We start from the raw sequence: 19,858 nt of genomic DNA, 5'->3' as shown, positions 1-19,858 counted from the left end.
GCGACGGGGAAGGAAAGCCGAAGGCGAGCCTTTTACCCGTACGGCTTGAGGCGCCTCCTGTCAGCCGAAGCCGAGGCGCCGCCGGCAGGCAGGACCGTAGCGAAGCGCGAGCATGAAAGCCGTCTCCAGCGCCAAAACGATGACGATGATGCGAAAGCCGATGGCATAGGAATCCCGGCCGCTGCCGCGCATAAGGTAGCCGGTGACGAGGAAGCCGGTGTTCCATAGCGTGGCGCCGAGCAGCGTCGCCGCCGCGAAGGGCAAGAGTGGCAGACGGAGCGCGCCGGCCGCGATCGGCAGATAGTTGCGAACCGTCGGGATGAACTGCGCCAGCAAGGAGACCCGGACATGATGGCGGCGATAGGCCTGACCAAGCTTGCTGTAGGTCGCATAGCGCAAGCAGACATATTTGCCGAAACGCTCGACCAGCCTGTCGGCACGATCCAATCCAATCCTACGGCCCACACTATACCAGACAAGGCAGCCTGTGATGGCGGACAGCGTCGTCACCAGGAGCAGAATCGCCAGCGCCAGGAGATCGGAGGCTGCCGTCATGCCGAGGAACAGCAGCAGCACATGCGAGGGCGGCAGCGGCAGGATCTTTTCTGTGAAGGCGAGGCAGGCGACGCCGAGCAGGCCGAACCCCAGGATCGCCGACAGTGGATCAGTCATGCGAAGCGCCAGTCATAGGTTTTGAGGTTCTTGATCCTGGACACCTTATACACCGTCATACACCGTCGCTGGCGGAAAGTTGCGGAATGTCCGGCCAAGCCGGGTCCGCTTCCAGGTCGGAGCGCGCAAGCGTCCAGGCCATGAGGAAAGACAAGGCATCGTTTGCAGCATGGTGACCTCATTGCTGATGCGGGCGATTCGCCCGGCCCGCATTTCGACGAGGCGCTGTTTGCGGCTGCCAAGTTGCATGGACATTGCGAAGAGCGGGATGATTGAAAAACAATTTTTCACCAGAACGACATCTTATGCGGCCGGCGACGCGGCTCGCATGATGCACAACATCGCCTTCGTGGTATCGGGTAGCGGCATGGGCCGGGATCGCGGCGCGCCAGTCGCTGGTGTTTGGCTAGGCCGCAGCGATGCTGAGGCGCGCTCCAGCCTCGGCAAGTGCCGAGGCAATGTCGCGCGGCGGCGGCTGGTCGGTGGCGAGTTCGGAAAAACCGTCGAAGCCGCAGACCTGGACTAGACCCTGGCGACCGAACTTGGTGTGGTCGGTGATGACCAGCGAGCGCTGGCCGCGCGACAGCACCATGCGGGCGAACTCCGCCTCTTCCAGATCGTAGTCGGCAAGGCCTGCGGCGGCATCGACGGCGCCGATCGAAATCACCGCATGGCTGACCGAGAAGCGGCTGACGAAATCGATCGCCGAGGCGCCGAAGGCGGCTCCGGAATCGCTGCGCAATTCGCCGCCGGCCATATAGACCTTGTTGCCGTTGACGGTGGCCAGCGTGCGGGCGATGTCGGATGAATTGGTGACCACGGTCAGCCGCCGGTGGCCGAGCAGTTCGCGGGCCAGGAACGAGGTCGTGGTGCCGGTGTCCAGCATGACCGATTCACCGTCGCGAACGGTGGCAGCGACCATGCGGGCGATCAGCCGCTTGGCCTCCGCATTGTCGCGCATGCGCCGCTCGAACGGCGCTTCGCCGGCCATCGACGGCAGGCCGATGGCGCCATGCATCTTGAGCACCGAGCCATTGCCGGTCAAAGGCTTGACATCCCGGCGCACCGTTTCAAGCGAAACCCCCAGCCGGTCGGCGAGGCTGGCAATGGTGACGGTGCCCTCTTCCTTGAGGAGGCGGAGGATTTCGCCATGCCGTTTCGAATGGATCATCTGGCTTCCTGAATTTGCGGCCTGCCCGGTTTTAGGGCAATGCCGCCGTTTTTAAAGGAATTGCTCGTGGTTTCGGGCAAAACACCCAAAAAAAGTCACAACATTTCATTGACAGTTAGGTAGCACTGGCGTGACATTGACGGCGTGACAGCTTCGGAACTGCCACGGGAGGGTGATGGCAGAGCCGCAATTCACGGACCGGACCGTCTGGCCAGACCGTCTGGGTTTGAACTGGCACAAAAGTTTCTCAAATCCGCGGGGGCGGAGACCGGGTATCAAAACCTGGCCAGAGGGGCTCGTCGGTGCGGCGCGGGATAGGAGTTCCTGCGTCCCGCACCGACGAGATTTTTTGCGTTTCCCAACGCTCGTTGCGCGGCGCATGGCGCCCAGGAAAGCTCCGCAAAAGTCAGGGATGGCCCCGTGACTGCTGAAGACCGCATCCGGGCCTTGCCTTGCTGGAATGGCAGCATCGACATTGCGCCGCTGCCGGGCGGCCTCAGCAACGCCAACTATCTGGTCAAGGACGCGGCCGGGCGGCATGTCGTGCGCTTCGGCCAGGACTATCCATTTCACCACGTCTTTCGCGACCGCGAGGTGATGACGGCCCGCGCGGCGCACGCCGCAGGCTTCGCGCCGGCGGTCCGCCATTCCGAACCCGGCATCATGGTCACGGAATTCCTCGGCGCGAAGACCTATGTCGCCGAGGATGTGCGCGCCAATATCGGCCGCGTCGCAGCGCTTATGCGCGGGTTCCATCGCGAGATGCCCAATCACATCTCCGGCGCCGGCTTCATGTTCTGGGTCTTCCATGTCATCCGCGACTATGCGCGAACGCTGAGCGAAGGCGGCAGCCGCAAGCGCGACGAGCTGCCCAGGCTGCTGGCTCTGGCCGACGAGTTGGAGCGGGCCCAGAAACTGCTGCCGATCGTCTTCGGCCACAATGATCTTTTGCCGGCAAATATTCTCGACGATGGCGACAGGTTGTGGCTCATCGATTTCGAATATGCCGGTTTCAACACCGCGATGTTCGATCTTGCCGGCGTTGCCTCCAACGCCGAGATGAGCGACGCAGAGTCCTTCACTTTCCTCACGGCGTATTTCATGCGCGAGCCGGATGAGGCGATCCGCCGCTCGCACGCCGCCATGCAATGCGCCTCGCTGCTGCGCGAGGCGATGTGGAGCATGGTTTCCGAACTTTACCTCGACGCGCCCGGCATCGACTACGTCGCCTACACCGCGGAGAACCTGACGCGGCTTGACGCGGCGCTGGACAATTACCGCACGAAATACGGGACACAGTCATGAGCTTGCCCACGCATGCCGGCATCGTCGTCATCGGCGGCGGGATTATCGGATGTTCGACGGCCTATCACCTGGCGCGCGACCACAAGGCCGATGTCGTGCTGCTGGAACAGGGCAAGCTGACCTCGGGCTCGACCTGGCATGCGGCCGGGCTGGTCGGCCAGTTGCGCTCGTCGGCCTCGATCACCCGCGTGCTCAAATATTCGGTCGAGCTCTACAAGGGACTGGAGACTGAGACCGGGCTCGCTACCGGCTGGAAGATGACCGGGTGCCTCAGGCTTGCGACCAATGCCGACCGCTGGACCGAATATAAACGGCTGGCGACGACGGCCAGGAGCTTCGGCATGGACATGCAGTTGCTGTCGCCGGGGGAGGTCAAAAAGGTGTGGCCGCTGCTGGAGACCAGCGACCTCGTCGGCGCCTCCTGGCTGCCGACCGATGGGCAGGCCAGCCCCTCCGACATCACGCAGTCGCTGGCCAAGGGCGCGCGCATGCATGGCGCGAAGCTGTTCGAGGATGTCCGCGTCACCGGATTTGACATGACGGACGGGCACATCACCGCGGTGAAGACCAACAAGGGCGACATTGCTTGCGACAAGGTGGTGAACTGTGCCGGGCAATGGGCGCGCCAGGTCGGCGCGATGGCCGGCATTTCCGTGCCGCTGCAACCCGTCAAGCACCAGTACATCATCACCGAGAAGATCGACGGGCTGGCGACCGACGCGCCGACAATCCGCGATCCCGACCGCCGTACCTATTTCAAGGAAGAGGTCGGCGGGCTGGTGATGGGCGGCTATGAGCCGAACCCACAAGCCTGGACGACCGGCCTGCCCGGCGGCGATGTCCCCGATGACTGGGAGTTCCGCCTGTTCGACGACGACTACGATCATTTCGAACAGCATATGAGCCAGGCGATCGCGCGCGTGCCGGCGCTGGAGACGGTCGGCGTCAAGCAGATGATCAACGGGCCGGAGAGTTTTACGCCGGACGGCAATTTCATCCTCGGTGTCGCGCCCGAATGCGCCAACATGTTCGTCGGCGCCGGCTTCAACGCCTTCGGCATCGCTTCCGGCGGCGGCGCCGGCTGGGTGCTGGCGCAATGGGTTGTCGATGGTGAAGCGCCGCTCGACCTTTGGGTGGTCGACATCAGGCGCTTTTCCAATTTGCACCGCGACCGGCAATGGGTCAGCGATCGCACGCTGGAAGCCTATGGCAAGCATTACACGATCGGCTTTCCGCATGAGGAGTACGTCTCGGGCCGGCCGCGCATCGTCTCGCCGCTCTACGAGCGGCTGAAAGCGCACCGCGCGGTGTTCGGCTCCAAGCTCGGCTGGGAACGGCCGAACTGGTTCGCGCCGCAGGGCGCCAGACCCGAAGACATTTATTCCATGGGCCGGCAGAACTGGTTTGGCCCGGTCGGCGAGGAGCATCGCCATGTGCGCGAGAAAGTCGGCATCTTCGACCAGTCGTCCTTCGCCAAATACGAAATGACGGGTTCGGATGCGGCCAAGGCGCTGGACTGGATCTGCGCCAACGATGTCGCCAAGCCGGTGGGACGGCTGACCTACACGCAGCTTCTCAACACGCGCGGCGGCATCGAGGCCGATTTGACGGTGGCCAGGCTCGCCGAAGACAAATTCTACATCGTGACCGGCACCGGCTTCCGCACGCATGATCTCTCCTGGATCGGCGACCATGTCGGCAAGGGTCTCGACGTGACGCTGAAAGATGTCACTGAGGATTTCGGCACGCTGTCACTGATGGGACCGCGGGCCCGCGACGTTCTGGCTGCCGTGACCGATGCCGATGTCTCGAACGCCGCCTTCCCGTTCGGCCATATCCGCGAGATCACGACTGCCGGCCATACGGTTCGGGCGCTGCGCGTCACCTATGTCGGCGAGCTTGGTTGGGAATTGCATGTGCCGATCGCCGCCACCGGCGAGATTTTCGACACGCTGATGGCGGCAGGCAAGCCGCACGGCATCCGGCCGATCGGCTACCGGGCGCTGGAATCACTTCGGCTGGAGAAAGGCTACCGCGCCTGGGGCTCCGACATCACCCCCAACGACACGCCTCAGGAGGCCGGCCTCGGCTGGGCGGTGAAGCTGAGGAAGAACACCGATTTCGTCGGCCGGCGGGCGCTCGAAAAGATCAGCGGCGCCGACCTGAAGAAACGCTTTGCCGGCTTCACGGTCGACGATCCCGATATCGTGCTGGTCGGGCGCGAGACGATTTTGCGCAATGGCGAACCGGTCGGCTATCTCACCAGCGGCGGATATGGCTACACGCTGGCTAAGAACATCGGCTATGGCTATGTCCGCAACGCCGATGGCGTCAGCGACGATTTTCTCAGCTCAGGCGACTATGAGCTGGTGGTGGCGATGGAACGGACGCCGGCCAACATTCATCTCGAACCGATGTACGATTCTTCGATGAGCAGGATCAAGGCGTAGACGAAACCTGGATTAGCTCACACGGAGTACAAGGCCGCGGCTGGGCACGGTGTCAGCCTCGCCCGGCATCGAAACATAAGGCGCAGTCTCCTCGGCACGAACGACCCTGACCTCAGCCTCGAGCGCAGCGATGCGATCGGCAAAGCCGGCGTTCCACAGCGTGTTCTTGATGGTCAGCACGATGACGCCACCGGGACGGCAGACGCGGATCAGTTCGTCCAGCCCCTCGGCGCCGACATGGCCGGAGGTGAAAACGCCGGCCGAGACGATGCCGGCATAGGCATTGTCGGCAAAGGGCAGTGGCCCGCCGAGCGCCAGGCAATGCAGCGCCGAATAGACGCCCTTTGCCGCCGCTTTAGACAGCATGCCTTGCGAAATATCGAGCGCTTCGACCTGTGGATAGCCGGTGATGGCCAGCCACTCGCCGATCAGCCCGGTGCCGGCGCCGGCGTCGAGAAGCGGTGCGGCGCCGCGCGGCAGATGCCGTGCGAGCAGGGCCAGGCAGATCGTCGGATGGCGGTAGCCGGCGGCCGACATGTCGGCATCGTAGGTTTCCGACCAACTGTCATAGATCGCGGCGACGTCCTCGGGCCGTTGCGCCGCATAGGCGGCGCCAAGCCCGCCATGATCCTTGTTGCCCGCCATGGCTGTTTCTCCGCCAGCTCGCTGCTCACCCTCGATCGGATGATAGCCAAACGGCGAAAACTGTGGAACCGTTGTCGCAAGAAATAACACGCCAGGGGCAACAGGCATGGGGACCGACGAGGCACGCGCAACACTTGCGGCAATTCCGGCATTAGCGGGCTACGACGGACCGCTGGAGCGGCTGGGCGGGATGACCAATCTCGTCTTTCGGGCCGGCGATATCTGCCTGCGTATCCCCGGCAAAGGCACCGAGGAGTATATCAACCGCGCTAATGAGGCGGTGGCGGCGCGTGAGGCGGCCAAAGCGGGCGTCAGTCCCGAGGTGCTGCATGTCGACCCCGCGACAGGCGTGCTGGCGAGCCGCTTCGTTGCCGGCGCCGTGACGATGTCGCCGGAAAAGTTCAAGCTGCGCGCCGGCAGCCCGGCCCGCGCCGGCGAAGCCTTCCGCAGGCTGCACGCGTCCGGTGCGGTGTTTCCGTTCCGCTTCGAGCTGTTTGCGATGATCGACGACTATCTCAAGGTCTTATCGACCAAGGACGTCGCCTTGCCGCCGGGCTACCACGACGTGGTGCGCGAATCCGACACCGTGCGTGCCGCCCTTGCCGCGCATAGACTGCCGCTTGCGGCCTGCCATTGCGATCCGCTGTGCGAGAATTTTCTCGATACGGGCGAGCGGATGTGGATCGTCGACTGGGAATATTCGGGGATGAACGATCCGCTCTGGGACCTCGGCGACCTCTCGGTCGAAGGCCGGTTCCACACCGCGCAAGAGGAAGAGATGATGCGCGCCTATTTCGGCGGCGAGGCGAAACCGGCCGAGCGCGGCCGCGTCGTTATCTACAAGGCGATGTGCGACCTGTTGTGGACGCTGTGGGGGCTGATCCAGCTTGCCAACAACAACCCGGTCGAGGACTTCCGCGCCTATGCCGACGGCCGCTTCGCCCGTTGCAAGGCGCTGATGGAAACGCCTGAGTTTTTGCGGCATCTGGCGGCGGTGCGCCAAGGTTAGGTCAATTCACGCCTTTCGGCACGTTCTCCGGCGGCACGACTGTTTCGACCACCTTCTGGCGGTGGAAGATGAACAGGCCGGCGAGCACGACGATGGCCGAGCCGATCAGGATGCGCGGTCCCGGCAGGTCGCCGAAGAAGGCCAGGCCGAAGATCACCGCCCATAGAAGCAGGCTGTAGTGCAGCGGCGCCAGCGTCGAGGCAGGGGCCAGTTTCAGCGCCCTGGTAATCATCAGATGCGCGCTGCAGGAGACGATGCCGAGCAGGAGCATGGCGCCGAAATCGAGTGCCGAGGGCGTCTGCCAGGCGCCTATGGTCATCACGCCGCCGACCAGCAGCGTGCCGATAGTCTGCCAGGTGACCAGCGTTGTGTCGCTGGTGCCGCGCAGGCGGCGGCTGAGGATGATGGCGAAGGCGAAGGCAATGCTGCCGACCAGTGCGAACAGCGAGGACTGCGAGAACGCCGCCGAAGACGGCTTCAAGATGATCAGCACGCCGCAGAAGCCGACCATGATGGCGGCCCAGCGGCGCCAGCCGACCTTTTCGCCGAGCAGGAAATGCGACAGCGCCGCCACATAGATCGGCCCGGCCATGTAGAAGCTCATCACATCGGCCAGCGGCAGATAGACGACGGCCGCGTAAAACAAGGCTGTATCCACCGTGGTCGCCAGCACGCGCAGAATCTGGAGGACCGGCCGCTCCATCTGGAACAGTCTGCCGGCGCCCTGGTTGGCGATCATCGGGCCGAGCACGATGAAGGCCCCGATCGATCGGATCAGCACCACCTGCCCCACCGAGAAGCTGGCGACCAGCCATTTGCCCATCGCGTCGTTCAGCGCGAACATGAAGTCGCCGGCCAGCATCAAAAGGATGCCGGCCAAAAGCACGTTCCTGATGGTAAAGGTGCGGACGAGCGACTGGGCCATGCGGCTCCCTAGCTGCAAGCGGCCGCTTTGACGAGGCAAATCGGTAAGACCAGCGGCGGAAATCGGCTGTTTCTACGCAGTTTTGTGCCGCCGGTTCACCTGTCCGGGACGGCCGGCGATCGACAGCCGTGTCTCCTGCTTCGTGCGCTCGGCCACCACCTTGCCCCTGGCGACGACGCACAGCCGTTCGGCACGCAGCCTCAAGGCCTCGATCGGGTTGCCGGCATCGAGGATGACGAAGCTGGCGCGCTTGCCCGAGGCAAGGCCGAGATGATCGAGGCCCATGATGGCGGCGTTGACATTGGTGACCATGTCGAAGCAGCGTGCCATGTCGGCAGGGCTCGACATCTGAGCGACGTGAAGCCCCATGAAGGCGACGTCGAGCATGTCGGCGGTGCCCAGCGAATACCAGGGGTCGAGAACGCAATCCTGGCCCCAACCGACGCGGATGCCGAGCGCCAGCATCTCCTTCACCCGGGTCATCCCGCGGCGTTTGGGAAACGTGTCGTGGCGGCCCTGCAGCATGATGTTGATCAACGGATTGGGGATCGCCGACACACCGGCCTCGGCAATCAGCGGCAAGAGCTTGGAGACGTAATAATTGTCCATCGAGTGCATGGAAGTCAGGTGCGAGCCGGCCACCTTGCCCTGAAGGCCAAGGCGGTGGGTCTCATAGGCAAGCTGCTCGATGTGGCGCGACAGCGGATCGTCGGTCTCGTCGCAATGCAGGTCGACCATCAGCCCGCGCTTAGCCGCGATTTCGCACAATTCGGTCACCGAGCGCGTGCCGTCGGCCATGGTGCGTTCGAAATGCGGGATGCCGCCGACGATGTCGACGCCCATGTCGAGCGCGCGGATGGTGTTGTGGCGCGCCGTCGGCGAGCGATAAAACCCGTCCTGCGGGAAGGCGACCAATTGCAGGTCGATATAGGGCGCGACAATCTTCTTGACGTCGAGCAGCGCCTCGACCGCGAGCAACCTGTCATCGCAGACATCGACATGGGTACGGATGGCGAGCAGGCCCATCGAGACCGCCCAGTCGCAATAGGCGAGCGCCCGCTCGCGAACCGCGTCATGCGTCAGGAGCGGCTTCAGCTCGCCCCACAGCGAAATGCCTTCCAGCAGCGTACCCGAAGCGTTGATGCGTGGAATGCCGTAGGACAGCGTCGCATCCATATGGAAATGCGGATCGACGAAGGGCGGCGAGATCAGATTGCCACGGGCGTCGATCGACGTGCCGGCGCTGACATGCAGTTCGGGCTCGATGGCGACGATCGTCTCGCCGATGATGCCGAGGTCGGCGACGGTGCCGTCGGGCAGCGTTCCGCCACGTACAACAAGGTCGAAATCCATCTGTCGTCATCTCCCTGCAGATCAGTCGCCGCAATCGTGGCGCAAAAGACACCGTGCCGCAGCCGATTGTCTCCGCGACAGCGAAAGGTTCCATCCGGCCACAACTCGCTCTATAAGCCGCCTTTCGCCCCGGTGGCGAATCCGAAATTCGTCAGTCAGGCATGGGATCGGCCATTTGTTTCGCTTCTTCCGTTCGACGGAAAACCAGCGCCTTATCGCAAGGCTTTTGCGGGAATCCTTTCACGCGCATAGATTTGGCTACGCTGCGGCCATTCTGTCGATGCTGGTTGTGGCGGCAACGACAGCAGCCAGCGCCTATATGCTGCGCGAAATCACCAATGAATTCGTGGTTTACAAGAGGATTGAGCAGGTCAATCTGATCGCGGCGGCGACCGGAGCGATTTTCATTCTCAAGGGCTTCGCAAACTTCATCCAGGCCTACTTCATGAGCAGGGTCGGCAATGCCATCATCGCCGACCGGCAGCGCAAGATCTATGACAGCATTCTCGCGCAAGGCATCGAATTCTATCATTCGACCTCTTCGTCCGAACTGATTTCGCGCATGACGAACAATGCCCAGGCCGCGCGCAGCGTGCTCGACCAAATCGTCACGTCCTATGTTCGCGACCTGGTGACGCTGGCTGCGCTGGTGGGGGTGATGGTCTGGCAGCAGCCGGCGCTGTCCCTGATCTGTCTGGTGATCGGGCCGATCGCCATTTACGGCGTCAATCGTATCCTGAAGCGTGTCCGAAAAATTGCCTCGCAAGAATTCCGTTCGCTCGGCCAGATCGTGCAGGTGATGCAGGAAACGGCGATCGGCGTGCGCGTCGTCAAATCCTTCGGCCTCGAAGGCGCCATGCGCAAGCGCATGTACAAGGCCGTGTCGGACGTGGAGAGCCGCGCCAACAACATCGCCACGCTGGAGGCCGCCACCAGCCCGGTTATGGAAACGCTTGCGGGGCTGGCCATCGCTGGCGCCGTTTTTGTCAGCGGCTTCCTGGTTCTGGGCGGCGGCGGTCAGATGCCGGGCAACATCATGGCCTTCATCGCGGCGCTGCTGTTGGCCTATGAGCCGGCCAAGCGCCTGGCCCGCGTACGCATCTCGCTTGAAACCGGCATTGTCGGCGTGCGCATGATGTTCCAGCTCGCCGACCGGCCGCTGACGCTGGCCGAAAAGCCGGATGCAAAGCCGCTGCGGGCCGGGCCGGGCGAGATTCATTTCGACGATGTCAGCTTCGCCTACCCGGAAAGCGCGCCGGTGTTCGAGGGACTGGACCTGACGCTTGCCGCCGGCAAGATGACGGCGCTCGTCGGGCCCTCGGGCAGTGGCAAGTCGACCATCCTCAACCTGATCATGCGCATGTACGACCCGCAGGTCGGCAAGGTGATGTTCGACGGGCAGGACATTTCTTGTGCCACGCTCACCTCGGTCAGGGAAAAGATCGCCTATGTCAGCCAGGACACGTTCCTGTTTGCCGGCACGATCATGCACAACATCAGGCTCGGGCGCGAGGGCGCCACGGACGAGGAAGTAATGGCCGCCGCAAGGGCCGCCAATGCACATGACTTCATCAGCGCCCAGGCGAAAGGCTACGACACGGATGTCGGCGAGAATGGCGCGCTGCTGTCAGGCGGCCAGCGCCAGCGCATCTCGATCGCGCGCGCCATGCTGCGCAATGCGGAGATCCTGCTGCTCGACGAGGCGACCAGCGCACTCGACGCCGAATCCGAGGCGCTGTTCCGCGACGCGCTGCAGCAGCTGACGGTCGGGCGAACCACCATCGTCATTGCCCACCGCCTGTCGACCGTGCACCAGGCCGACACGATCGTGGTGCTGGAGGCCGGCAAGGTGGTGGAAAGCGGCGCGCATCGCACGCTGCTCAACCAGGGCGGGCTGTATCAGAAGCTTTATGAGTATCAGCTGATGCCGTGAGCTTTACCCTCCCCCCTTGTGGGGAGGGTCGCTACGCAGCGGCGGGGTAGGGGTCGGCGCCGCACCCCTCACTCCGGCACGTGCCGCACCGCGCCCTTGTCGGCGCTGGTGGCGAAGGCGGCGTAAGCGCGCAGCGCGGTCGTCACCTTGCGCTTGCGCTTTTCCTCGGGCTTCCAGGCCATGGCGCCCTTTGCCTCCATGGCCGCGCGGCGCGCGTCGAGTTCAGCGTCGCTGACAGCAAGCCGGATCGTGCGGTTGGGGATGTCGATCTCGATCGTATCGCCTTCCTGCACCAGTCCGATCGTGCCGCCTTCCGCTGCTTCGGGCGAGGCATGGCCGATCGACAGGCCTGATGTGCCGCCGGAGAAGCGGCCGTCGGTGACCAGCGCGCAGGCCTTGCCGAGGCCTTTCGACTTCAGATAGCTGGTGGGGTAGAGCATTTCCTGCATGCCGGGACCGCCGCGCGGTCCTTCATAGCGGATGACGACGACATCGCCGGCCTTGATTTCGTTGGACAGGATCGCCTTCACGGAAGCGTCCTGGCTTTCGAACACGCGGGCCGGGCCGGTGAACTTCAGGATCGACTCGTCGACGCCGGCCGTCTTCACGATGCAGCCGTCGAGCGCCAGATTGCCTTTCAGCACGGCAAGGCCGCCGTCTCTCGAGAACGGCGTCTCGGCTGAGCGGATGACGCCCTTCTCGCGGTCGAGGTCGAGCTCGTCCCAGCGGCGGTCCTGGCTGAAGGCGACCTGTGTCGGCACGCCACCCGGAGCGGCGAGAAAGAAGTCGCGGACGCTCTGGCTTGAGGTGCGGGAAATGTCCCAATGGTCGAGCGCTTCGCCGAGGCTTGCCGTATGCACCGTCGGCAGGTTGCGGTTGAGCAGCCCGGCATTGTCGAGCTGGCCGAGGATCGCCATGATGCCGCCGGCACGATGGACATCTTCCATATGCACGTCGGACTTGGCCGGTGCGACCTTGCACAGCACCGGAACGCGGCGTGACAGCCGGTCGATGTCTTCCATGGTGAAATCGACCTCGCCCTCATGGGCGGCGGCCAGGATATGCAGCACGGTGTTGGTCGAGCCGCCCATGGCGATATCGAGCGTCATGGCGTTCTCGAAGGCGCCTTTGGAGGCGATGCTGCGCGGCAGTGCCGACTCATCATCCTGCTCGTAGTAGCGCTGGGCGAGATCGACGATGAGATGGCCGGCCTCGACGAACAGCCGCTTGCGGTCGGCGTGGGTTGCCAGGGTCGAGCCGTTGCCGGGTAGCGACAGGCCGAGCGCCTCGGTCAGGCAATTCATCGAATTGGCGGTGAACATGCCGGAGCACGAGCCGCAGGTCGGGCAGGCTGAGCGTTCGATGACCTTGACGTCCTCGTCGGAGATCTTGTCGTCGGCGGCGGCAACCATGGCGTCGACCAGGTCGAGCGCTTGTGTCTTGCCGGCGAGCACCACCTTGCCGGCTTCCATCGGCCCCCCGGAGACGAAGACGCTTGGGATATTGAGGCGCAAGGAGGCCATCAGCATGCCGGGCGTGATCTTGTCGCAATTGGAGATGCAGACCATGGCATCGGCGCAATGCGCGTTGACCATATATTCGACCGAGTCCGCGATCAGCTCGCGCGACGGCAGCGAATAGAGCATGCCGTCATGGCCCATGGCGATGCCGTCATCGACGGCGATGGTGTTGAATTCCTTGGCGACGCCGCCGGCCTTCTCGATCTCGCGCGCCACCAGCTGGCCAAGGTCCTTCAGATGCACATGGCCGGGCACGAACTGGGTGAAGGAGTTGACCACCGCGATGATCGGCTTGCCGAAATCCGAATCCTTCATGCCTGTGGCGCGCCACAGGCCGCGGGCGCCGGCCATGTTGCGGCCGTGGGTGGTGGTGCGGGAGCGATAGGCAGGCATGAATTTTCCTTGGCTGGCTGGCTGCGCCCGGTGCGGAGCGTGGCGGCGCGGAACTTGGATCGCAGGGTTTATAGACCGGCAAGTATGGTCTGACCACATTTTTGCAATGCGCCAGAGTCTCGCTGAAAATCAGGGTTCGAAAAAGATTGCCGGCCAGTGTCGGATCGCTAGCCCGGCATTCGTCCTTGGGACGACGGCAAGGGAATGGCACCATTTCTATAAGTCAGCCGCTTCACCTGTAACCGCAACAAAACACCCCGAGGAGCATGACATGCAAAAGATCACCACCTGCCTGTGGTTCGATGGCCAGGCCGAAGAGGCGATGAATTTCTACGTCTCCATCTTCAAGAATTCGAAGGTGCTGAGCGTGCTGCGTTGGCCCGAAGGCCATGCCGATGCCGGCAAGGCGCTGGTGACCACGTTCGAACTCGACGGCGTGCAGTTCCAGGCACTCAACGGCGGACCGCAATTCAAGTTCAACGAGGCGATGTCACAGTCGATCGACTGCAAGACCCAGGAAGAGGTCGATTATTTCTGGGACAAGCTCATCGAAGGCGGCGGCGAACCGTCGCAATGCAGCTGGCTGAAGGACAAGTTCGGCGTCTCCTGGCAAGTCGTGCCGGAGCAACTGCCGCGCTTGCTTCTGGATCCGGACCGGGCCAAGGCCGGGCGGGTGATGTCGGCGATGATGCAGATGAGCAAGATCGATATTGCCAAGATCGAGGAAGCTGCGGAGGGTGAGAAGGGGTCCGCGTAGCGGACGAAAAGCCAATTGGTTGGCTTTTCGAGCTTCGAACGCCCTGAGCCATGCGAACGGCCGGCGCGCGTTGGAGCCAATTGACCCTTCAAGGTCGGCGCTGCCCCTCATCCGCCCTTCGGGCACCTTCTCCGCGTAAGCGGGCAGAAGGAAAAGGGGCGCCTTACGCCGCCTTGTCGCGGACCTGGTAGTCCTTGATGGTGGCGAAGCGGATCGCCTTCCAGCGTTCGGCTTCGTAGTTCAGCGAGAAGGCGTGCTGGGCCAGAAACACAGGGTCGTTGTCGAGGTCGCGGGCGATGTCGCCGCGATGCGCTTCGATGAAGCGAAGTGTTTCGGCCTTGTCGTCGGCCGAAATCCAGCGGCAGACCGAAAAGCGCGACATTTCGAATTCGACCGGCAGCGTGTATTCGAAATTCAGCCGCTCCTTCAAAACGTCGAGCTGCAACGCGCCGACGACACCGACGATGGCAGGTGAGCCGTCTTCCGGCGAAAACAGCTGCACGACGCCTTCCTCGGCCATCTGGTGCAGCGCTTCCTTGAGTTTTTTCGCCTTCATCGCGTCGCCGAGGCGCACACGGCGCAGGATTTCCGGCGCGAAGTTAGGTACGCCGCGGAACAGTATCTCCTCGCCTTCGGTCAGCGTATCGCCGATACGCAGCGTGCCGTGGTTGGGAATGCCGACGACATCGCCGGCAAACGCTTCGTCGGCGGTGACGCGGGTGCGGGCAAAGAAGAACTGCGGCGCCGACAGGCTCATCGGCTTGCCGGTGCGCACCAGCTTGGCCTTCATGCCGCGCTCGAGCTTGCCCGAACAGACGCGCACGAAGGCGATGCGGTCGCGATGGTTGGGGTCCATATTGGCCTGGATCTTGAACACGAAGGACGTCATCTTCTCCTCCGTCGCCTCGACCTTGCGGGTGTCTGCCTCCTGCGCGCGCGGCGGCGGCCCGAAGGCGCCGAGCGCCTCGATCAGGTCGCGCACGCCGTAATTGCGCAGCGCGGAGCCGAAATAGACCGGTGTCAGATGGCCTTCTCGGAAGGCGTCGATGTCGAGCGGGCGGCAAGCTTCGCGCGCGAGCTCCAGCTCCTCGATGAAGGCCTCGCGCTCGTTTTCCGGCAGCAGGCCGGCGACGCGGTTGGAGTCGGGGCCGTTGACCGGCGTGCGGTCTTTCTCGGCATCGCCCCTGCGCACAGCGTTGAGCGCCAGGTGGTAGGTGCCGGCAAAAGTCTTGCCGCGGCCGATCGGCCAGGTGATGGGGGCGGTGTCCAGCGCCAACTTCTGCTCGATCTCGTCGAGAATTTCGAACGGGTCGCGGCTTTCGCGGTCCATCTTGTTGATGAAGGTGATGATCGGGATGTCGCGCAGCCGGCAGACTTCGAACAGTTTCAGCGTGCGCGGCTCGATGCCCTTGGCGGCGTCGATGACCATGACGGCCGAGTCGACCGCCGAGAGCGTACGATAGGTGTCGTCGGCGAAATCCTCGTGACCTGGCGTGTCGAGCAGGTTGAAGACATTGTCCTCGTATTCGAAGGTCATCACCGAAGTGACGACCGAAATGCCGCGCTCGCGCTCGATCTTCATCCAGTCGGACCGGGTCTGGATGCGGTCCTTCTTGGCCTTGACCTCGCCGGCAAGCTGGATGGCGCCGCCGAACAGCAGCAGCTTTTCGGTGAGCGTCGTCTTGCCGGCGTCGGGGTGGGCGATGATCGCGAAAGTGCGGCGGCGCGATACCGCCTGTTCGATGTCTTCAGCCAATTTCTGGAATCCTGTCTGTGGCGCGGGCTTCTAGCAGCGCATTGCCAGCCTGTCGACCGTTTCGGGCCGGCAGGCCTCGACCGCCCTTGAGCTTAACCCGCTGCGGTGGCATCAGAGGAGCCCATTTTGAGAGGTCCGGTATGAGCAGCGCTAAAGAAGTCATCGTCATCGGCGCCGGCATTGTCGGCGCTTCCATCGCCTGGCACCTGACCAAGGCCGGGGCGCGGGTGACTGTGATTTCCGATAGTGGTGCCGGCGGCGTCGCCACGCCAAACTCCTTTGCCTGGATCAACGCCAGCTGGGGCAATCCCGAAATCTATTTCCGGCTGCGCATCCGTGCGATGGCCGAATGGAAGCGGCTGGCAAACGAGCTGCCCGGCCTGCCGCTCGCCTGGTGCGGCGGGCTGTGCTGGGATCTGCCGGCCGACAGGCTCGAAGCCTACGCGGCTGAGCACGCTTGCTGGGGTTACGGCATCGAACGCGTCGACGCCGGGCGGGCAGCGCAAATCGAGCCCAATCTCGTCGAGCCGCCGGAATTCGCTGTCTATGTCGCGGAGGAAGGCGTGGCCGAACCGGTCGCAGCGGCCAAGGCGCTGCTGGCCCACGCAGAACGGCAAGGTGCGCGCGTTCTCTCCAGTTCTGTAACCGCACTTGTCCAGACCGATGGCAGGATTGCCGGTGTCGATACATCGCATGGGCTGATGCCAGCCGAAGAGGTGGTGATCGCAGCCGGTGTCGGGGCGCCCGATATTGCCGCTACCGCCGGCATCAAGCTGCCAATCGAGACGCCGCCCGGTCTGATCGTCCACTCGCAGCCCTACAAGAAGCTCCTCAACGGGCTGGTGCATGCCGAAAAGCTGCATATGCGCCAGACGGCGGAGGGCCGCATCATCGCCGGCTCGGATTTCGCGGGGAGCGATCCCGGTGAGAATCCCGACGCCACGGCGCGCGAGCTGTTTGCAGCAATGAAGGCGGCTTTGCGCGGCGCCGACGAACTGGAATTCGATTTCCACACGGTTGGCTACCGGCCGACGCCGATCGACGGCTTTCCGATCATCGGCCGCGCCGAGGGCACGGAAGGTCTCTATGTCGCCGTCATGCATTCCGGCATAACGCTGGCGCCCGCGGTCGGGCTGTTCGCCACGCGCGAAATTCTCGACGGCGAGCGTGATCCGCTGCTGACGCCTTATGGGTTGGGTCGGTTTGCTCAGTAGCCCGGCGGACGCTTGAAGCCGCCGGTCAGCGCTTCGATCGCCTTGGCGATGCCGAGCAGCCGCGATTCCGACCAGCGCTTGCCGACCAGTTGCAGGCCGATAGGCAGGCCGTCGCGGTCTTGCCCGCAGGGCAGCGAGAGTGCCGGATGGCCGGAATAATTGAAGACCGCGCCATAGGCCGGTAGCATCCAATAGCTTTGCTCCTTGCCGTCGACTTCGATCGGCGTGCCGGGCTCACAATGCGCGAAGGCCGTGGTCATGGCGACCGGGCACAGCAAGGCATCGCAGGTTTCGAAGAACCTGTCCCAGGCCAGGATCGAGCGGTCGCGGCGAGCGAGCGCCTCGAACCAATTGGTGATCGGCGTTGGCTGCTCCGGCGGTTCGGGCTGCGCTGCCTCCAGCATCATGCCGATCAGATCGCCGCCCTGCTCCAGATCGTCATGCAGATCGATCTCAGGCAAGTTCGCTTCTTCCACAATCACCCCTGCTGATTGCAACCGCTTGGCCAGGCTTTCGACCGCGGCAGCGATTTTACCAGCCACCGGAAAGCCGGGGAAGGAGGGCGCGACGGCGATGCGCAATGTCTTGAGGTCGAGCCTGGGCATGGCCTCTACGGGCACCGGCGCGAGGTCGGTGTCTGCTCCGTCCGGGCCGGCGATGATTTTGTAGATCAGCGCAAGATCCTCCACGCTGCGCGCCAGCGGGCCGAGGCAGGACATCAGCCGCACGCTACGCGCCGCGCCGTTCGGATCGGGGAAGGCGCCGGCCAGGGACACGCGGTGCTCGGTCGGTTTCAACCCGTAGACGCCGCAAAAAGCCGACGGCAGGCGGATCGAATCCTGCATGTCGGTGCCGACATCGAACGGCGTCATGCCGGTCGCCACCGCTGCCGCTGCGCCACCGCTGGACCCGCCTGACGTGCGCGATCGGTTCCACGGATTGCTGGTGCGACCGAACAGCGGATTGTCCGATTGCCAGTCGCCCAGCATCGTCGCGACATTGGTCTTTCCAATCAGGATGCCGCCTGCGGCTTTCAATCGGGCGACGACCGGGCTGTCTGCCTTTGCCACATAGTCGGCGAATGGTGCGAAACCAACCGTGGTCTTCATGTCGGCCGTTTCGTGCGTATCCTTCAGGGTGAAGGGCACGCCATGCAGCGAGCCGAGCGCATCGCCATGCGCCAATGCCACGTCGGCGTTTTCAGCGCGCTCACGGGCGCCTTCGAGGTCGAGATTGACGATGGCGTTGACGGCCTCGTTGTGTCGGTCGATTTGGACCAGATGGGCGTCCAGAGCTTCGACGGCGGAGATCTTTCGCGCCGCGATTGCGGCGGCGAGATCGATGGTAGAGGAAAAGGCGAGGTCCATGATTGCTCCGGCTGCTGCCAAACGTATCGCGGTTTAAAACCAAGTTCAGCATTCGGAGATCATCGGCGCTTGATCAAAATTGCGCTTGCCGGTCGGTTGAGGTTGGCGCTCTACGGCGCCCCCCTCTGTCCTGCCGGACATCTCCCCCACTTTGGGGGGAGATTGGCAGCTTTGGCTTCGGCGCCCCTTTTCCTGCGTTGAAAATTGGCGAAGGCCGCCGTGACCTCCAATCTCCCCCCTCGTGGGGGAGATGTCCGGCAGGACAGAGGGGGGCGCGAAGGAATGCGGCTTAGACTAGTGCCTAGACGACCAGTGCCAGCCTTGCCACAGCCGGCACGAACGGCCGAATGCTCATCCCATCGCCAGTGATCGTGACAAAACTCGCCGGCGGGATCGCCTGCCAGTCGCCGCCTTCGCGGTCGAAGGGTTCGGACACGATGCAACGACCGCCGTTGCGGAGCGACGTGTACAGCGTCGGTGCGTGGGCATCGCTTGCGTAGCGCACGGCATAGAGCGCGCGCCCATCGGAAAGGGCTGCAGTGAGTTTCAAGGCCGGTTCGAGACCGGCGTGGCGTGACGCCTCCAGAGAACCCGAGCGGTGGCGCGCGATACTGCCCCTTGCGGGTCGCCAGCAAGACCCTCGTCGATCATCACCAGGAAAAACAATTCGGAATCGGTGGTGCCCTCGCGCTGGTCGAAGACGGCGTCAGAGAGCGAGTTCTCCAGCGCGCGGCGGATCTTTTCGAAGCCGCCGATCTGGCCGTTGTGCATGAACGACCAGTTGCCGGAGATGAAGGGATGGCAGTTCATGCGGCTGGTGGCGCCGCCGGTCGACGCCCTGACATGGGCGAGGAACAGGCCGGATTTGATCTGCCGGCATAGGCTTTTCAGATTGGGATCCGACCAGGCCGGCAGGATGTCGCGGTAGAGGCCGGGCTCGGGCCGGTCGCCATACCAGGCAAGGCCGAAACCGTCGCCATTGGTCGGCGACTTGGCTTCCTGGGCGCAATGGCTCTGGGCGATCAGCGAGTGGCAAGGTGCGGTGACGACGTCTTCGAGGAAGACCGCTTCACCCAGATAGGCCGCCCATCGGCACATGGCTTCTAACCAATCCTAGGCGCGATCCAAGAGAGCCTGGGGCTCCTTGACCGCGTGCGAGCCTCTGTTGTGCGTCCGCTCGTAGAGTTCGCGAACGATTCGGCTTGCCGTAGTTTCGAAGAGAAACGGCAAGAAAGCGTGAACGAGTGCCGCACCAGCGGCCATCAGGAGGCGCGAGCAGAACCAGGCGGCAAAGGCCATATGGCTGAAATAGGTCTCGCCCACCTTGGCCGGGTGAGAGGTGAACAGCTTCGAAAACAGCGTCGTCATGGTGATCCCTCCTGCCGGGA

General features: G+C 63.6%; 15 protein-coding genes and 1 pseudogene. 6 read left to right on the top strand and 10 right to left on the bottom strand.

The genetic code is table 11. The features are described 5' to 3' along the window. Positions 1 to 60 precede the first annotated feature (60 nt). Both NKJ18_RS13285 and NKJ18_RS13280 read right to left on the bottom strand, forming a co-directional pair. A complete protein-coding gene (locus tag NKJ18_RS13285; RefSeq protein ID WP_023685101.1) occupies positions 61 to 672 on the bottom strand; it encodes a DedA family protein in 612 nt (203 codons plus the stop codon). Positions 673 to 1,078: 406 nt separating this feature from the next. Next, complete coding sequence (locus tag NKJ18_RS13280; protein WP_352758391.1) at positions 1,079 to 1,843, bottom strand: DeoR/GlpR family DNA-binding transcription regulator; 765 nt, start codon at positions 1,841 to 1,843, stop codon at positions 1,079 to 1,081. A 420-nt stretch (positions 1,844 to 2,263) separates the two neighbouring features. Between NKJ18_RS13280 and NKJ18_RS13275 the strand changes: the two genes are divergently transcribed. After that, a complete protein-coding gene (locus tag NKJ18_RS13275) occupies positions 2,264 to 3,148 on the top strand; it encodes a phosphotransferase family protein (RefSeq protein ID WP_023703531.1) in 885 nt (294 codons plus the stop codon). Continuing rightward, complete coding sequence (locus NKJ18_RS13270) at positions 3,145 to 5,598, top strand: GcvT family protein (protein ID WP_352758390.1); 2,454 nt, start codon at positions 3,145 to 3,147, stop codon at positions 5,596 to 5,598. The genes NKJ18_RS13275 and NKJ18_RS13270 overlap by 4 nt, the downstream gene beginning before the upstream one ends. A gap of 12 nt (positions 5,599 to 5,610) precedes the next feature. Here NKJ18_RS13270 and NKJ18_RS13265 read toward each other — a convergent pair whose 3' ends face one another. Beyond that, positions 5,611 to 6,243 (bottom strand): class I SAM-dependent DNA methyltransferase, encoded by a 633-nt coding sequence (locus tag NKJ18_RS13265; RefSeq protein ID WP_023692639.1) that lies wholly within the window; start codon positions 6,241 to 6,243, stop codon positions 5,611 to 5,613. Positions 6,244 to 6,349: 106 nt separating this feature from the next. Here NKJ18_RS13265 and NKJ18_RS13260 point away from each other — a divergent pair, with 106 nt between their 5' ends. Then, positions 6,350 to 7,252, top strand: coding sequence for a phosphotransferase family protein (locus NKJ18_RS13260; RefSeq protein ID WP_023692640.1), 903 nt, complete (start codon positions 6,350 to 6,352; stop codon positions 7,250 to 7,252). A gap of 1 nt (position 7,253) precedes the next feature. Here NKJ18_RS13260 and NKJ18_RS13255 read toward each other — a convergent pair whose 3' ends face one another. Both NKJ18_RS13255 and NKJ18_RS13250 read right to left on the bottom strand, forming a co-directional pair. Next, the gene (locus tag NKJ18_RS13255) at positions 7,254 to 8,177 is read right to left on the bottom strand and encodes a DMT family transporter (RefSeq protein ID WP_352758387.1); all 924 of its coding nucleotides are present in this window, start codon (positions 8,175 to 8,177) and stop codon (positions 7,254 to 7,256) included. Positions 8,178 to 8,249: 72 nt separating this feature from the next. Next, positions 8,250 to 9,530, bottom strand: a complete 1,281-nt coding sequence (locus NKJ18_RS13250) for an amidohydrolase family protein (protein ID WP_352758386.1) — start codon at positions 9,528 to 9,530, stop codon at positions 8,250 to 8,252. Between the two features lie 175 nt (positions 9,531 to 9,705). Here NKJ18_RS13250 and NKJ18_RS13245 point away from each other — a divergent pair, with 175 nt between their 5' ends. Then, the gene (locus tag NKJ18_RS13245; RefSeq protein WP_352758384.1) at positions 9,706 to 11,463 is read left to right on the top strand and encodes an ABC transporter ATP-binding protein; all 1,758 of its coding nucleotides are present in this window, start codon (positions 9,706 to 9,708) and stop codon (positions 11,461 to 11,463) included. A 68-nt stretch (positions 11,464 to 11,531) separates the two neighbouring features. Here the strand turns inward: NKJ18_RS13245 and ilvD are convergent, their stop codons facing one another. After that, a complete protein-coding gene (gene ilvD, locus NKJ18_RS13240) occupies positions 11,532 to 13,376 on the bottom strand; it encodes a dihydroxy-acid dehydratase (RefSeq protein ID WP_023702645.1) in 1,845 nt (614 codons plus the stop codon). A gap of 271 nt (positions 13,377 to 13,647) precedes the next feature. Here ilvD and NKJ18_RS13235 point away from each other — a divergent pair, with 271 nt between their 5' ends. Further along, positions 13,648 to 14,133 carry a VOC family protein gene (locus NKJ18_RS13235; RefSeq protein WP_023715581.1) on the top strand — a complete coding sequence of 162 codons (486 nt, stop codon included), beginning with the start codon at positions 13,648 to 13,650 and terminating at the stop codon, positions 14,131 to 14,133. 163 nt (positions 14,134 to 14,296) lie between these two features. Here the strand turns inward: NKJ18_RS13235 and NKJ18_RS13230 are convergent, their stop codons facing one another. Further along, the gene (locus NKJ18_RS13230) at positions 14,297 to 15,889 is read right to left on the bottom strand and encodes a peptide chain release factor 3 (protein WP_023692644.1); all 1,593 of its coding nucleotides are present in this window, start codon (positions 15,887 to 15,889) and stop codon (positions 14,297 to 14,299) included. 140 nt (positions 15,890 to 16,029) lie between these two features. Here NKJ18_RS13230 and NKJ18_RS13225 point away from each other — a divergent pair, with 140 nt between their 5' ends. Beyond that, positions 16,030 to 17,103, top strand: a complete 1,074-nt coding sequence (locus NKJ18_RS13225) for an NAD(P)/FAD-dependent oxidoreductase (protein ID WP_352758382.1) — start codon at positions 16,030 to 16,032, stop codon at positions 17,101 to 17,103. On the opposite strand, the gene NKJ18_RS13220 is transcribed toward NKJ18_RS13225, so the two are convergent. The 3 genes and pseudogenes from NKJ18_RS13220 to NKJ18_RS13210 form a co-directional block, all read right to left on the bottom strand. Then, on the bottom strand, positions 17,097 to 18,470 hold the full coding sequence (locus NKJ18_RS13220; RefSeq protein ID WP_023816919.1) for an amidase: 1,374 nt from the start codon (positions 18,468 to 18,470) through the stop codon (positions 17,097 to 17,099). The two genes, NKJ18_RS13225 and NKJ18_RS13220, sit on opposite strands and share 7 nt — an antisense overlap. A 301-nt stretch (positions 18,471 to 18,771) precedes the next feature. Beyond that, a pseudogene (locus NKJ18_RS13215) lies at positions 18,772 to 19,568 on the bottom strand (class II glutamine amidotransferase). 15 nt (positions 19,569 to 19,583) lie between these two features. Then, positions 19,584 to 19,838 carry a DUF6356 family protein gene (locus tag NKJ18_RS13210; RefSeq protein WP_023685117.1) on the bottom strand — a complete coding sequence of 85 codons (255 nt, stop codon included), beginning with the start codon at positions 19,836 to 19,838 and terminating at the stop codon, positions 19,584 to 19,586. Positions 19,839 to 19,858: the final 20 nt, after the last annotated feature.

Origin of the sequence: Mesorhizobium sp. M0217, assembly GCF_040321955.1 — a bacterium.
Taxonomy (GTDB): Bacteria; Pseudomonadota; Alphaproteobacteria; order Rhizobiales; family Rhizobiaceae; genus Mesorhizobium.
Note: the sequence above shows the minus strand (reverse complement) of the source record. Positions and strands in the feature narration are given on the sequence as shown.

Coding starts and splice junctions, on each gene's coding strand:
- NKJ18_RS13255 (WP_352758387.1), bottom strand. CDS start 8,177: ATGGCCCAGTCGCTCGTCCGCACCTTTACCATCAGGAACGTGCTTTTG.
- NKJ18_RS13225 (WP_352758382.1), top strand. CDS start 16,030: ATGAGCAGCGCTAAAGAAGTCATCGTCATCGGCGCCGGCATTGTCGGC.
- NKJ18_RS13270 (WP_352758390.1), top strand. CDS start 3,145: ATGAGCTTGCCCACGCATGCCGGCATCGTCGTCATCGGCGGCGGGATT.
- NKJ18_RS13280 (WP_352758391.1), bottom strand. CDS start 1,843: ATGATCCATTCGAAACGGCATGGCGAAATCCTCCGCCTCCTCAAGGAA.
- NKJ18_RS13250 (WP_352758386.1), bottom strand. CDS start 9,530: ATGGATTTCGACCTTGTTGTACGTGGCGGAACGCTGCCCGACGGCACC.
- NKJ18_RS13265 (WP_023692639.1), bottom strand. CDS start 6,243: ATGGCGGGCAACAAGGATCATGGCGGGCTTGGCGCCGCCTATGCGGCG.
- NKJ18_RS13260 (WP_023692640.1), top strand. CDS start 6,350: ATGGGGACCGACGAGGCACGCGCAACACTTGCGGCAATTCCGGCATTA.
- ilvD (WP_023702645.1), bottom strand. CDS start 13,376: ATGCCTGCCTATCGCTCCCGCACCACCACCCACGGCCGCAACATGGCC.
- NKJ18_RS13235 (WP_023715581.1), top strand. CDS start 13,648: ATGCAAAAGATCACCACCTGCCTGTGGTTCGATGGCCAGGCCGAAGAG.
- NKJ18_RS13285 (WP_023685101.1), bottom strand. CDS start 672: ATGACTGATCCACTGTCGGCGATCCTGGGGTTCGGCCTGCTCGGCGTC.
- NKJ18_RS13210 (WP_023685117.1), bottom strand. CDS start 19,838: ATGACGACGCTGTTTTCGAAGCTGTTCACCTCTCACCCGGCCAAGGTG.
- NKJ18_RS13220 (WP_023816919.1), bottom strand. CDS start 18,470: ATGGACCTCGCCTTTTCCTCTACCATCGATCTCGCCGCCGCAATCGCG.